We start from the raw sequence: 14,112 nt of genomic DNA, 5'->3' as shown, positions 1-14,112 counted from the left end.
GAAGGGGAGTCGCGCATGTCCGGTCATAGCTTTCCGATTTTCGATCTCGGTTCTTTCGAAGCAGCCGGTCATGACGAGAAGAATCGGCTGGGCGCGGAGGTGGATCGGATATGCCGCTCGACCGGCTTTCTGGCGATTGCCAACCACGGGGTCGCCGATACGGTCGTTGCCGAGGTCTGGAAGAAGACGCAGGCTTTCTTCGATCTCCCGCCCGAGATGAAGCAGCGTGCCAAGACGCTTTATCCCGGCTATCCCTACGGCTATCTCGGACCGGGCACAGAAGCGCTGGCAAAATCGCGCAATGTCGATACGCCGCCGGACCTGAAGGAAAGCTTCAATGGCGGCCCGCTTTCCGTACCCGCAGGCATGACAGATCCTGAAGCACTCGGTTTCTGCTATGCCGCCACCATCTGGCCGGAGAAGCCTGATGGATTCGTGGAGGCGTGGAAGGCTTATTATCGGGCGATGGAGGATCTGGCGGCGCGCATCATGCGCGTATTCGCAACGGCGCTCGGCCTCGATGAACATTTCTTCGATTCCTACGTGGATGCGCCGATCAGTGCGCTGAGGGCGCTGAACTATCCCGAGCAGCACGTGCCGCCGCAGCCGGGCCAGCTTCGCGCCGGCGCCCATACCGATTACGGCAGCCTGACGATCCTCCTGCCGCAGCCCGGTTCCAAGGGTCTTGAGATCATCGCTCCTGATGGCAATTGGACACCGGTGCCGCCGGTTGAGGGGGCTTTCGTCATCAATATCGGCGATCTGATGGCGCTCTGGACCAACGATCGCTGGGTTTCCACCGTGCATCGCGTCGTCAATCCGCCGCCGGAAGAGGGCGGCATGCAGCGCCGGCAATCCCTGGCCTTCTTCCATCAGCCGAACTGGTTTGCCGAGATCGCCTGCCTGCCGTCGTGCCTGAAGGAAGGCGAGGAGCCGAAATATGCACCTGTTCTTTCCGGCCCGTATCTGATGGGCAAGTTCAAATCGACTGTCACAGCCAAAGCCGGATGATGCGAACATAATAAGCCGGCTCATATTCTTCTTTAACTGGAATGCTTCATGTCCCTGCGCCTTGCGACTTTCAATGTCGAAAACCTTCTGACCCGTTTTGATTACACTGGTTTTCGCAACCAGTTGCGCCAGGATCGCGTTCTGCAGCTCTTCGATGTCCGCAATGAAGAGATCTATCAGCAGTTGGAAGCGGCGCGCGTGATTGCGGCGACCGACGACACCAGGCAGATGACGGCGCTTGCGATCGCGGATGCCGATGCGGATATCATCTGCCTGCAGGAGGTCGACAACATGGCGGCGCTCCAGGCTTTCGAATATGGCTATCTCTACCGCATGGTCGGCAACGGCTACCGTCAGAAATTCCTGATCGAAGGCAATGACAGCCGCGGCATCGATGTTGCCGTAATGATGCGCGAGGAGACGCGCGACGGCCAGCCGATCGTCCTCAACGACATCAAGAGTCACGCCATGGTGACCTACGGCAATTTCGGACTGTTCAACGACGAGCTTGCCGAACTCGGCCTTCATTCGGAGGACAAGATCTTCAAGCGCGATTGCCTGGAACTGCATCTCCATATTGGTGGCGTTCCATTTTCGCTCTATGTCATCCATCTGAAATCGATGGGGCCGGCGCGCGAGGGCGTGGATGGACGTCATGCGACCATGCCGATCCGCCGAGCAGAGACCATGGCGGTTTGCCGCATCATTGAAGATCGTTTCGGGGCCGGCCATACGGCGACGAAGAATTTCGCCATTTGTGGCGACATGAACGACTACCAGGAATGGATCGATGTCATCGGCACGCGCCGCACCGGCTATCGTTTCGAACCGCGCAGCGAGGAAAAGGGCAGCGCGCTCGATGTTTTCAGCCATGATGGCTTTGCGGAAAACGTCATACGGCGGCGAGACGAGCTTGACCGCTGGACGCTCTATCATGCCCGCGGGCCGCAGGAACAGCGGCTTTGCCAGCTCGATTATATCTGGCTCTCTCCCGCGCTGGCTCGCGCCAACGCGGCGCGCATGCCCGACATCATCCGCTCGGGCCAGCCTTTCCGCACGATTTTCCCACCGGGGCAGGACGTAGAGCGCTATCCTCGCGTCGGCTGGGACAGGCCGAAGGCCTCCGACCATTGCCCCGTCGTCATGACATTGGATTTGATATGAGCGTTTCAGAACTGCAGAGAGATATGGCCGGCTGGCCGCCGGAAGCCACCGTGTTTCCCGTCTTCAGCATCGATCTCGCCGTTTTTCCCGGCGAACATCCCTTTCATCTGCGGGAACGGGAGGCCGCACAGAGGAATTGGGCGAGGGAAATCGCCGCTACACCAGCGCTCTATGACGGCCGCATGGTGTTCCAGCATCGGCTGTCGATTGTTAACGGTGCTGTGAAGGGGGAAGCCTATCTTGCGCCTTTTTCAACGTTCCTTTGGTGGCGCAAGCAAAGTGAGCGGCAAGGCGGCTTTCACCTTTTCGCACTTCCAGTGGCGGTATCGTCTGACGGTGCGATCATCGCAATCCGCATGGCGTCGCATACGGCTAATCCCGGTCAGGTCTATTGCGCTGCCGGGTCGCTGGATGAGAACGATATCGTCGGCGGGCAGGCCGATGTTGCAAGCAATATGCGGCGAGAGGTACTGGAGGAAACGGGTCTGTATCTGGACGACGCGATTGCTGAGCCTCAATACTACGCCAGCCATATAAACCATTCGGTCACGCTCTTCCGTGTTTTCCGCTTTCCCTGGACTGCCGAGGATATGCTGCGGCGGATCGAGGCTCATATACTGGTTTCCGAAGAGGATGAAGTCGAGGGTGCGGTCGCGATTCGCTCCGGTGATCCTGCGGCGCATCATTACAGCGCGGCGATGTTGCCGATCCTTGCCTGGTTCTTCGGCGGCGGCAGATAGCTAGGCTTGCGGTGAGGCCACCTGCCGGTATGAATGATTAAGTCTGGAAGCATGATGGAGGCCAGATTGGCGCGCAGCTACAGTGTCTATGATGTGTTCACCGACAGCAAACTGGCCGGTAATCCGCTGGCGATCATCTTCGATGCCGAGGGGCTGAGCGATCAGGCGATGCAGGCTATCGCCAGAGAGATGAACCTTTCCGAGACGGTATTCGTGCTGCCGTCGCAAAATCCGGCCCACACGGCGAGCCTGCGCATATTCACGCCCGGTCGCGAACTGCCTTTTGCCGGTCATCCGACAGTCGGCACGGCGATCGCCCTGGCGGAGAAGGCCCATGCCAATCATGGCGGCGACCTCGATCTCGTTTCCGTTCTCGACGAGCGTGTCGGACCGGTGCGCTGCGCCATCAAGCTGCGACAGAACAAGGCGAGTTTTGCCGAGTTCGACCTGCCGAAGAAGTCGCAGGAGATTCTGCTGCCGCTCGACAGAGCCGATATCGCCAACGCACTCAGCCTGAAGATCACCGAGATCGGCTTCGAGAACCATGTTCCTTCCATCTGGAGTGCCGGCGTGCCGTTTCTCCTGGTGCCGGTGCACGATGTCGGCGCGGCCGAAAGACTGGAATTCGATCTGCAGCTTTGGGAAAAGACGGCACCCTTCGTCGATGGCGCACTCGCCTCGGCTTTCATCTATTGCCGCGGCGGCGTCAACCATGTTGCCAAATTCCATGCGCGCATGTTTCCGGTGGGAATGGGCATCGTCGAGGATCCGGCGACGGGATCCGCGGTGGCGGCGCTGTCCGGCGCGATCAATCAGTTCGATGCTTTGCCGGATGGGCATCATCCGGTCGTGGTAGAGCAGGGCATCGAGATGGGGCGGCCCTCGTTGATTCATCTTCATCTCGATATCAATGGCGGCCTGATCGCCAATGCCCGCATCGGCGGCCAGGCTGTGCGCGTTGCGTCAGGAATTCTTGAGCTTTGATTTTATTGAGTTTTCGGTGATGTCTGAAATTTTTTTGACAAATAATCAAAGAAAATTCGTCTGGCCGCTGGACAATCAAACCGATCCTATTTATATGCCCGGTCACGCCGCCAGCAAGCGGTACGGGTGATTAGCTCAGTTGGTAGAGCAGCTGACTCTTAATCAGCGGGTCGTAGGTTCGAGCCCTACATCACCCACCAAAAACTCCTTGAAATCATTAGATGATTTGTAGTGCAGCAAGGGTTTTCGGCTGCGCTGGTTTCCAGCGCATCGAAACGCGGGAGCGCTGCAGCATAGGCGATATGCCCTACGCATTCCCGGCAGAAAACCGCCGCGCACTTTTCCTGGAAATGCCTTAGTCGGATAGCCTGCCCAATAGAAGACCGGTCAATAAGCCGAGAAGCGCCGTCACAATCAGGACTGAGCTTGTGGCTGTTGGATTTTCCTTTGCGACCTGCACAACGTTCCGGCCCTCGGAACGGGCCTGGTCAGCGATGGTCCCAACTTTTCCCTTTGCCGAAGAAAGGGCCTCGTCGGCACGGTCCGAAGCGCTATTGATCCGCCTTCCCAAGTCGGCGGAGAGCCTATCGATCTGGCTACGAAGTTCATCGATTTGAGCGTTGATATCCTTCTCCGTCGAGACGTCGGCCATGGCGCCCTCCTTGATTGCGAGTAAGTTCCTTCAGGAACGAACCGAGGCTGGCTTTGGTTCCCGTCGCGGTATCTCCGATTGGATCACGTCTGCGGAGTTTGTTAGCTTTTTGAAACGACAAGCGGGGGGCCGATGTGCCAAAGAGATTCAATGCAAATGCAGCAGAAACGCCGTTGGTGCCGATAGCGATATTGTGAAAAGAAACAGGGAAAGTCCATATTTCAGTCTTCGCATCCGGCGTGTCTTGATGCCGTCCCAGTCGTAGCCCATGAGTATATCTTCTTTGCTTTATGTTTTTAATGATGCCAGCAAATATCCCGGGAATTGTTTGCGCGAAGCTTGTGACGCATTTTTCATTGGCTGGTGAGTACATACACTGAATTATACAATTCTGCGCTGCACGTTTGTCTCTAATGTTTCAGGTATAACTGCGCAGTTTCATTCAAAGGATTGAATCCGGCTGCCTCATTACGCCACAGCTTATCTACATCGCCAAATTCCACCGTATGCTTTGGGCGGCGCCCGTAGAACAGGGTGAAGCAGGGTCGAGGGAATTGCTCGATGATTAGGAGGCGCTCAAATGAGGACCGACATATTGTCGGATGGCAACGAGTGCGACTTTCAACGGCGCATCGTCAATGCTTCTTATGTCCGGCTTCCATGACGCTGAATACAAAGATGGCAGCCAGAATCACCATCAGCGTATAGTCGAAGGCGGAGAGCAGTCGAAGCAGTTCCATGATGTTTCTCCTCCTACAGAGAACACGGACCAGAACAACCGCGAGTATGTTCCTCCAGCAGGCGTATGCCAAGTTTTTTGCATCCTGCGGCGCAAAAACAATGTTGTGCAGGGCACAAATAACCCATTGTTTGAAAAAGCATATCAGCACTGCTTTTGACTGTCGCCGGGTGCTGAGAGAGCGGGGTACGCCGCAATCGTATTGTCAACAAATTCTATAGAGTATAGGATCGTCTCAACCATTATTCCGATTGCCAGACGCATGCAGAATTCACCTGGCGATCGATCTGGAGGGAGTTGGCTATTGACCCTTGGCTCTGACCATCAGACGCGCGATGTGCCTGTTGTCGTCATTATTGGCGGTGGCGTTTCGGGAACGGGGGTTGCCTTTCATCTGCTGCAGCGACAGTCGCTGCAGGCCGGGCAGGTCTTCATATTCGAGCCCCGGGAGCGTTTGGGGGCAGGGCTCGCCTACGACACGCAGGATGCGGCCCACCGCATCAATGTGCCCGCGGCGAGGATGAGCCTGCTGCCCGATGATATCGAGCATTTTCAGCGTTGGATGCTGGAAAATAATGCGCTTGCGGACGATGACGCGGCGATCGCCGCCGATGGCAATCTTTTTCCGCGACGCTCCGTGTTCGGGAACTATATCAACAGTATGATCCGCCCCTTTGTCGAGAGCGGGAGACTTCGCCACGTCAGGCAAAGCGTCGAGCGCGTCCAGAGGATGGGCGGCCGCTGGGCGGTCACCGGTGCTGATGGAGCAAACGTGGATGCCGATATTCTCGTCATTGCCACGAGCCATCCGTCGCCTTTGCCGCCGCAGCTATTGCGGGATGCGCTTGCCGATCATCCGCGCTTCGTTCCCGATCCTGCTCGACCGGATGCGCTTGCGGCTATTCGCGCCGACGATCGTGTTTTGGTCGTCGGTAACGGCCTGACTTCGGCGGACGTCATTGCCTCCCTCGAGCACAGGGGGCACAAAGGTCCGCTGACCGCCATATCCCGACGTGGTCTGCGCTCGCGCGGCCATGCGGCGGTCAAGCAGGAACCGCTCGGTGATTTTGCCAGCCAGCCGTCGAAGACGGCGGTTGAGCTCCTGCGCAGCGTGCGGGCGGCCATTCGTCAAGCCGAAGGCAAAGGTCTGAGCTGGCATGCGGTCATCGATCAGATAAGGACACAAGGGCGGCAAATCTGGCAGGCGCTTCCAACCGAGGAGCGGCGCCGGCTGGTTCGGCATTTGAGGCCGTTTTGGGACGTTCATCGTTTCCGTATTGCACCGCAGGTGGAAGCTGTCAGCGAACGGGCGCTTGCGAATGGCAGGCTTGAAGTGCTGGCGGCTTCGGTGGCAGAGGTTGGCGTTGCCGACGATGTCATCGATTGCAGGTTGCGATTGAGCCGTTCCAAACGGTTCGTGAGAAGGCAGTTCGATGCGGTCGTCGTCACCACCGGTCCGGGGCACCGAGGCATTCTGCAGTCCCAAGCCTGGATCGACCAGCTGTCGCAAGCCGGGTATCTTGCGCTGGATCCCACGCGCCTGGGATTTTCCTGCGATACGCAATCGCGCGCCCTTGCCGACGATGGGACGGTGATACCGTCTCTGTTTATTTCCGGACCGCTCGCACGCGGCACCTTCGGCGAACTGATGGGATTGCCCGAGGTGGTCGAGCACGCCGTTCTGGTGGCGGACCAGGTGGCTGGCGCGATCGCCGGCCATACGCATGGGCAAAGGAAGGCTTATTGGGACAGTAGCGCCGCCTAAAATCCAAGAAAAGTCGCAAATTCGTTGCTTAGACGATACATTTGCCTAAATTTACTCATATAAACTATACAATTTGTGAGTTACTATCTTGTTCCCAAGAGATTGCGGGGTTACTTCCGCAATCCCATGCTGACAGGATCGGCCCGTTGAGTCTCTTCGAGCCATGCCGGGTTTTCAACAATTGACTTTGCAGTAAAGCGGACGGCGATGCTTACGAAAAAAGGAAAGTACGGATTGAAGGCGCTGGTGGATCTCGCACGCCTCGGCCCGGGTGAAACCGCGTTCATCAACGATATCGCGTTGCGCAACAATATTCCGAAGAAGTTTCTCGATACCATCCTGCTCGAATTGCGAAACGCCGGGGTGTTGCGTTCGAAAAAGGGGCCGGGCGGCGGCTATTCGCTGTCGCGTCCCGCCTCGGAAATCCGCATCGGCCATGTCATCCGCACCCTGGACGGTCCGCTGGCTCCTATCCGCTGCGCCAGCCGCACGGCCTATGAAGCCTGCGACGACTGTTCCGATCCGGAGCGTTGTCAGGTGCGGCGCTCGATGACCGAGGTGCGTGACGCGATTGCCGAGATTCTCGACAACATGTCGTTGGAACAATTCGTCGCCGGTGGCGCGGATTTCGAAGTCCCGGAACGGGAAGATCGACGCGCGTCTCACACCGCCTGATTTTTAAGACGCCTTAGCTTCTCAAGGCAACCAGCTCTTCAATGGCTTCCTGCCATTGAGATGGTAGTTGCCGATGATGGGATATTTCCGGCGGGCCGGTTCATGCAGCGTGTGGATGCGGGCATTGCGCCAATGGCGGTCGAGGTTAAGGCCGATGCCTGCCGAGGCCGTGCCGGCGAGCTCGAACAGCGTATCGGCTGCTTCCATCGCAATATCGGCCGTCATTGTCTGGGCCGCCGCTACGGAGAGCGCGGCACCGATGACGTGATCTTCCGTGAGATTGATCTGCGCGGCGTCGATCTTGCCGCCGGCTCGCTCCACCGTTGCGGTTGCCGCTTCGATGCGGATGGCAATCTCGCCGATTCTCGTGACGATCAGCGGATCATTCACGGTTTGCTCATCCCCGCTGCTTCCCCTCGAGTGAGAATGAGCCCGCACGAATTCCATGGTCGCTGCCAGCGCGGATCGGGCGATACCGAGATTGATGCCGGCGCGCGTGAGCTGGTTCACGCAATCGATCACCGTGGGCTCGGCCAACTTTTCTCGGTGCGCAAGTAGGGTATCGAGGTCGAGATAAACATTATGCAATATGACCGTGCCGTTTCCTGAGGTGCGTTGACCGAAGCCGTCCCAGTCGTCGATGATCTGGATGCCTTCCGCATTTCTGGGCACGACAGCAGCAATCAGTCCTTTGCGTTTGTCCGCCGCAAACAGCCCGATCCAATCCGAAAACAAAATGCTGGCGGAAGGCTGGCTTCGTCCGTTGAGGCGGAAGCCGGGCCCGTCCGATGTCAGATGCAAGGAATTCTGGTCGGCGCCGCTTGCACCAGACTCGGAAAAGACGCTGGCGAAACGATCGCCGGTCATCGCGCGATCGAAAAGGGATGTCCGCTGATCCTCGCCACCGCTGATTCTCACCGCTTCCAGCACATGAAAATGCGTCTGCAATATCTGTGCGATGGAAGGGTCGGCCTCTGCCAGAATGGCAATGACTTCGGCGAGAACGCAGTTCGAAATGTCGATGCCGCCATGTTCCGAGGGAACGGAAATTCCCAGCAGGCCGGATTGGGACAGTGCCTCGACCTCGTCATAGGGCAGGATGCGGTTGATATCGCGGTCGCTCGCCTGCTGTGCAAAGCTCGCCGCAAGCGAACGCGCAATATCGAGCGCCTCCTCTTCGCTTTGAACGCGATGGGCAGGCGACCTGATGCGTTCATGCAATTGAGAAACAGTCCCCATTCGTCACTCCCTCGGCCAGCGCCAGCTCGGCTACTCAAGGTGTGGCAAATCAGCGAGATGCTGATTTCCATAAATGCAGCATACAACGGTTTTATCGGCGCATTCGCATCGCACCCTTCTGTAAAATAGGCTCCAGCTGCAAAAATGTAAGCGCTCCGCTCGATATCCATCCGGTCGAAGAGCGAACTCGGCGCCTTTCCGATGCCATTTCAGCCACAGCGAAAGCGGTTTCGAAAGCTGATCTTAGCGCTCGGAATTGCTTTCCTTTTTCCCGGTACGTACGAAGGCGGGACAGGAAAAAAGCAGCCGGACGCATGATGTTTTTCAAGCTGCAATATCGTCGATCCGGTTTCGCCCCGACAAGAAAGCGCTTGCTAGCGGCGCGTTTTCGCGCTTTCATATACGACTAAATAAGTAGACAATGACAATAATCATGCTGCCTGATCGCTTCAATAAGCAATGGCAGACGATTGCGGGCATCGGATATTGGACCGAGTTGGACCCGCCTGTCGCAGCCTTCTTTCGCGGGAAGAGCTCCGGATTGAAGGAAGGTGGAGTTTTGAGACCCGATGCGGCTCTTATGCGTTTGTCAGCCCACCGTTCTTCGGCTGTCGAGCGCGAGATCGGAGTTCGAGTTTCGGGCCGTTAAGTGACAAGCCCAAGAAAGGCATGATCGACCACCTCTTGCCCCAGGAGTTGATATGACGGTTCAGGGATTCTTTTCCGCCATGACGAATGCGGCGGCGTCGGCTTACGTGATGCCTCGAATCGCCGTGATCGGACGTGGTTTTTCCGGTATGATGATGGCAATCGCGCTGATGAAGACGGTGCGCTTCCCATTTCATCTCCAGCTTTTCGATCCCAATTCCAGCGTCAGCGGCGGTCAGGCGCTCGCTTCCGGGCACAGCAGCGAAATCCTCAACAGCCGCGTTCGCGATCTTTCCGTCTCAGCCGGCGATCCAGACGATTTCAATCAATGGCTCTGCGGCAATGCGCCTTTCCGCAGCGCCGTCCCCGCTGCTATACCGGGTTTCCTGCAGATCTTCGTACCGAAGCGCATTTTCAGCGACTACGTCTACCAGCGCTTTTCGGAAGCCTTCTCATCGCGGCGCGATGTGGCGGTGCAGGTCAGCAGCGAGACGGTCTTCGGTCTCAGGCGTGTTCGTGGCGGCCGTTTCGTAGTGGAGAGCGATGGTGCTGCCAATGCGCCGTTCGACATGGTGGTGCTGGCAACCGGCTATGGCATTACCGATCGGGAGGCGCAGGCCGGCGATCTCGTGACGGTCCCGACAACCGTTCGGGCGCGCCGCCTCGTGTCGCGACCGCATACGATCCTCCTGGGAAGCGGCCTGCGCGTGGTCGATCGGCTGCTGCAGATGCGTGAAAACGGCTATACGGGGCAGATCACCATCGTTTCGCGTCGGGGCTTCCTACCGCAGAGCCATACGCGCAACAACGCCGATCCGGTTTTCCCTGCAGATGAGATGCCCGGCAAACTCAGCGAGATCGTTCGCTTCATTCGGCGCGCTTGCGAGGAGGCGGAGGCGAACGGGCAGAGCTGGCAGTCGGTCATGAACGGTTTGCGCAAGCATGCCCGATCCCTATGGCGATCTCTGCCGGCCGGTCAGAAGCAGCAGTTCAACCGTCATCTGCGGGCGCTCTACGACAGCCATCGCAATCGGCTGCCCGAAGCGCTGCATGTGCGCCTCAATCAGGAGCTTGCCGAGGGCAATACGCTGCTGCGGCGCGGTCATTTCATCCGGCGGACGCCGACGGGGCTGGTCTTGAGGCCTGCGGGACGGCAGGAGACAGAGCAGCTCTACGCAGACGACGTGATCGATTGTCGGTGCCAGGCGCCCGATCTGAACGCGCCCTTGCTGCGCAGCCTCATCGATGCCGGCCTTGCAGTGCCGGACGAACTCGGCCTTGGCCTTGCCGTCGATGCCGCAGGCGCGCTTGAGGTCAATGGGCGTTCGACGGAGGGGCTCTTTGCCATCGGTCCTCTGGGGCTTGGAAGTCTTCCCGACATCGATCTTGTGCCCGAGATCGTGACACAAGCCTATGCGGCCGCCGAAAGCGTCGCGGAGCGTTTTCATCCGCAGTGCAAGGCTGTCTAACCACTCAGCAGCTTCTCCCATCCGCGAGCAAGACGGCTCCGCGCTTGGCTCGCGAAGGATGTCTCGCGTGCTGCAGAATAGCCTCTGCTCTGGCGCCGCAGCGGCATTCCCCTCAGCCCGATATTGCCGAGCGCGTAGAGTTTCCATTGCCAAGGTGGATTTCCGGCCTATTTCCGGGCGGCAATGGTCCATGCCATAGATTACGTCCAGGATGAGGCGGCGTTACTTCGTTTCGCGCGCGGTTCCGGACAGGATAGGGGCGTGGAATGCCTTTGTGTCGCCTTTCTTTGCCTTACAAGGCGTACGCGTAAAGACTATGGAATTCGCAATCATATTATAGGACGAATCGGGTCTCCATTTTTGCGGCGATTTCGGTCATCCATTGACTGCGACTTCATGTGCAACGAGGAGCTCTGCTTGCGCCCGCTGAAATCTCGTCTTTTTCTATTGCCTCTTTTGCTGCTGGGATTGGCTGTGTTTATCATTGCCCTTCCACTGGCGGGGGCGCATGCCTTTGCGCAGGATCAGCAGCCGACCCAGACGCAGCAGCAAACGGATCAACAGTCCGGACAACTCGTCAATGGGCTGCTGGATACGGCCGTCACCGATCTCGGCAAGGCAAAGAAGGCCTATGCATCGCTCCAGGAGGCGGCGAAGCAGGCAACAGCGGACGACGAGACGCTCGTGGCGCTCTCGGGCCAGGTTGACGAACTCAATCGCACCGCAGCGGCTATTTCCGGACGCCTGAAGCCCCGTACCGCCGAGATCGATGCGCGCCTGACACAGCTCGGTGCCCCTCCCAAGGAGGGCCAGCCGCCCGAGGCGCCGATCGTCGCGCAGGAGCGCGAGAGGCTCAACGCCGAACGCTCGCAGATCAGCGCCGTGATCCTCGATGCGGACAATCTCACCACGGAAACCAACCGGCTTTCGATGCAATTCATGGAAATGCGCCGAAAGCTGTTCGCCGAGACGCTATTCAGGCGCACGGAGATTTCCATCACGACATTCGACGATGCGGGGGCCGCTCTGGTCGACGAGGGCGTCAAGTTCAGTACCGCCGTGACGAGCTGGATCGGCTTCGTGCTCAAGGCCAAGCTTGCCTCGTTTTTAGGCGCCGTCTGCCTGTCGATCGGCGCCGCGCTGATATTTCTCGTCGGTGGGTACCGGCTGTTCCGCCGCTATTATGTGCAGGACGAGGCCGTCGAGAATCCTCCGTATATCAGCCGGCTCTCCGTCGCCTTCTGGTCCACCCTGATCCGCACGCTGTCACTGGCGGCATTTCTCGTCACATCCTTCTTTTTCCTCTCGAATTTCAACGTGTTGCGGCCTGATATCGCGCCGATATTGGCGGCGGTTTTCGGCTTCATCGGCCTCGTCTATTTCGTCGGCCGTCTGAGCAATGCCGTCTTCGCGCCGTTCCGGCCGCATTGGCGGCTGGTCAAGCTGTCGAACAAGGGGGCACATTCGCTCACCTGGTGCCTGCAGGCCATGGCTGTGGTCAACGGACTGGATTACGTCTTCGACCGCATTAGTGAGTCCATGGGCTCGCCGGTCGTCGTTACCGTGGCGAAAAGTTTCCTGGCGGCACTGTTGATCGGCCTCATTCTGATCGCTGCCTCCTTCGGGTCCCCGATGCTTGCCAAGAACGGCGATCCGGATGCGCCGGGCCGCCATTGGCCGCATGGCATGGCCATCATTCTTCGCGGTCTGGGCATAGTGGTGATCTTCACCTCGTTCATCGGCTATGTGGGGCTGGCCCGCTTCATGGCAACGCAGATGATCGTGACGAGCGCGGTCATCGCGACCATGTATCTCGGTTTTCAGCTCGGCAAGGCGGTATCCAAGCAGGGGGTTTTTGCCGAAACCATCATCGGCCGCTTTCTGGAAAATCGCCTGAAGCTGCGTGAAGTGGCGCTCGATCAGGCCGGTCTTGCAGCGGGACTTGCGACCTACGCCGTCGCTCTGTTGACCGGCATTCCGCTGATCCTGCTCTCCTGGGGCTTCCATATCCAGGACTTGGAAGCCTTTACCTACAGGCTCTTTACCGAGATCAAGATCGGTAACATGTCGATCTCGCTGCTCGGCATTTTCGTCGGCATTCTGCTGTTTGCCGGCGGCTATCTGGTCACGCGCTGGTTCCAGCGGTGGCTCGACAGCAATGTCATGGCCCGCGGACAGGTGGACCTCGGTGTACGCAACTCGGTGAGGACCGGCATCGGCTATCTAGGCATAGCATTGGCGGCGATCTTCGCTATTTCGGCCGCCGGTATCGATTTGTCCAGCCTGGCGCTCGTCGCCAGTGCCCTCTCGGTCGGTATCGGTTTCGGCCTGCAGAATATCGTGTCGAATTTCGTGTCCGGCCTGATCCTGCTGGTCGAGCGGCCGTTCAAGGTCGGCGACTGGATCGTTTCGGGCACATCGGAAGGTATCGTCAAGCGCATCTCGGTGCGCGCGACCGAGATCGAGACCTTCCGCAAGCAGTCGATCATCGTGCCGAACTCGGAACTCATCAACGCGTCCGTCGGCAACTGGACACATCGCAACAGGCTCGCCCGCTCTGAAATCCCGGTATCCGTCAGCTATGATACCGATCCGCGCAAGGTGATGGATATCCTGCTGGAGCTGGTACGCTCGATCCCAAAGGTGCTCAGGAATCCGGAGCCGCATGTAGAGTTCCTGCGTTTTGGTCCGTCATCGCTCGATTTCGAGATGCGCTTCTATCTGTCCGATCTCTCCGACGGCATGGAGATCCGCAACAATCTGCGCATCGAAATCCTGAAGCGTTTCAAGGAAGAAGGGATTTCCATTCCCTATCCGCATCAGGAGCTGCATATCGTTCGCGACGGCAGGCGAGGCAGGCAGTCCGATGTCACGGCGGATGCGCTGATGGATTCTGCCGACGGGCCTGAGGCGGAGGACGGCGTGAAGGAAGATTCCGCGTTCTCGGCCGGAAGCAAGGTATCGGAAGCAAAGAGCCCAGGCCGGCGCCGGGGCAGGACCGCCGCGGAGTAATCCGGTCACCGCCC

General features: G+C 58.4%; 10 protein-coding genes and 1 tRNA gene. 9 read left to right on the top strand and 2 right to left on the bottom strand.

Annotated elements, in window-relative coordinates:
* Nucleotides 1–15 precede the first annotated feature (15 nt).
* The 5 genes from C7U61_RS11345 to C7U61_RS11325 all read left to right on the top strand — a co-directional run bounded on the left by C7U61_RS11345 (nucleotide 16) and on the right by C7U61_RS11325 (nucleotide 4,099).
* Nucleotides 16–1,011: a 2OG-Fe(II) oxygenase family protein gene (locus C7U61_RS11345; RefSeq protein ID WP_106998184.1), complete on the top strand. Its 996-nt coding sequence runs from the start codon at nucleotides 16–18 to the stop codon at nucleotides 1,009–1,011.
* A gap of 48 nt (nucleotides 1,012–1,059) precedes the next feature.
* Complete coding sequence (locus C7U61_RS11340; RefSeq protein ID WP_106998183.1) at nucleotides 1,060–2,175, top strand: endonuclease/exonuclease/phosphatase family protein; 1,116 nt, start codon at nucleotides 1,060–1,062, stop codon at nucleotides 2,173–2,175.
* Complete coding sequence (locus C7U61_RS11335; protein ID WP_106998182.1) at nucleotides 2,172–2,915, top strand: DNA mismatch repair protein MutT; 744 nt, start codon at nucleotides 2,172–2,174, stop codon at nucleotides 2,913–2,915. Before C7U61_RS11340 ends, C7U61_RS11335 begins: the two co-directional genes overlap by 4 nt.
* A 66-nt stretch (nucleotides 2,916–2,981) precedes the next feature.
* Nucleotides 2,982–3,899, top strand: a complete 918-nt coding sequence (locus tag C7U61_RS11330) for a PhzF family phenazine biosynthesis protein (protein WP_181315835.1) — start codon at nucleotides 2,982–2,984, stop codon at nucleotides 3,897–3,899.
* Between the two features lie 124 nt (nucleotides 3,900–4,023).
* Nucleotides 4,024–4,099, top strand: a tRNA-Lys gene (locus C7U61_RS11325).
* A 155-nt stretch (nucleotides 4,100–4,254) separates the two neighbouring features.
* On the opposite strand, the gene C7U61_RS11320 is transcribed toward C7U61_RS11325, so the two are convergent.
* The gene (locus C7U61_RS11320; RefSeq protein ID WP_106998180.1) at nucleotides 4,255–4,551 is read right to left on the bottom strand and encodes a hypothetical protein; all 297 of its coding nucleotides are present in this window, start codon (nucleotides 4,549–4,551) and stop codon (nucleotides 4,255–4,257) included.
* Nucleotides 4,552–5,594: 1,043 nt separating this feature from the next.
* Between C7U61_RS11320 and C7U61_RS11315 the strand changes: the two genes are divergently transcribed.
* Together C7U61_RS11315 and C7U61_RS11310 are read left to right on the top strand one after the other, a co-directional pair.
* Nucleotides 5,595–7,055, top strand: coding sequence for an FAD/NAD(P)-binding protein (locus tag C7U61_RS11315; protein WP_245410785.1), 1,461 nt, complete (start codon nucleotides 5,595–5,597; stop codon nucleotides 7,053–7,055).
* A gap of 207 nt (nucleotides 7,056–7,262) precedes the next feature.
* Nucleotides 7,263–7,730, top strand: coding sequence for an Rrf2 family transcriptional regulator (locus C7U61_RS11310; protein WP_106998178.1), 468 nt, complete (start codon nucleotides 7,263–7,265; stop codon nucleotides 7,728–7,730).
* A 21-nt stretch (nucleotides 7,731–7,751) separates the two neighbouring features.
* Here C7U61_RS11310 and C7U61_RS11305 read toward each other — a convergent pair whose 3' ends face one another.
* Nucleotides 7,752–8,969, bottom strand: coding sequence for an SfnB family sulfur acquisition oxidoreductase (locus tag C7U61_RS11305; RefSeq protein WP_106998177.1), 1,218 nt, complete (start codon nucleotides 8,967–8,969; stop codon nucleotides 7,752–7,754).
* Nucleotides 8,970–9,670: 701 nt separating this feature from the next.
* Between C7U61_RS11305 and C7U61_RS11300 the strand changes: the two genes are divergently transcribed.
* Nucleotides 9,671–11,086, top strand: a complete 1,416-nt coding sequence (locus C7U61_RS11300) for an FAD/NAD(P)-binding protein (protein ID WP_106998176.1) — start codon at nucleotides 9,671–9,673, stop codon at nucleotides 11,084–11,086.
* A 396-nt stretch (nucleotides 11,087–11,482) separates the two neighbouring features.
* Nucleotides 11,483–14,098 carry a mechanosensitive ion channel family protein gene (locus C7U61_RS11295; RefSeq protein WP_245410784.1) on the top strand — a complete coding sequence of 872 codons (2,616 nt, stop codon included), beginning with the start codon at nucleotides 11,483–11,485 and terminating at the stop codon, nucleotides 14,096–14,098.
* Nucleotides 14,099–14,112 lie beyond the last annotated feature (14 nt).

Source organism: Rhizobium sp. JAB6 (genome assembly GCF_003024605.1).
Taxonomy (GTDB): Bacteria; Pseudomonadota; Alphaproteobacteria; order Rhizobiales; family Rhizobiaceae; genus Rhizobium.
The sequence above is the reverse complement of the archived record's forward strand: the minus strand, read 5'-3'. Positions and strand labels throughout refer to the sequence as shown.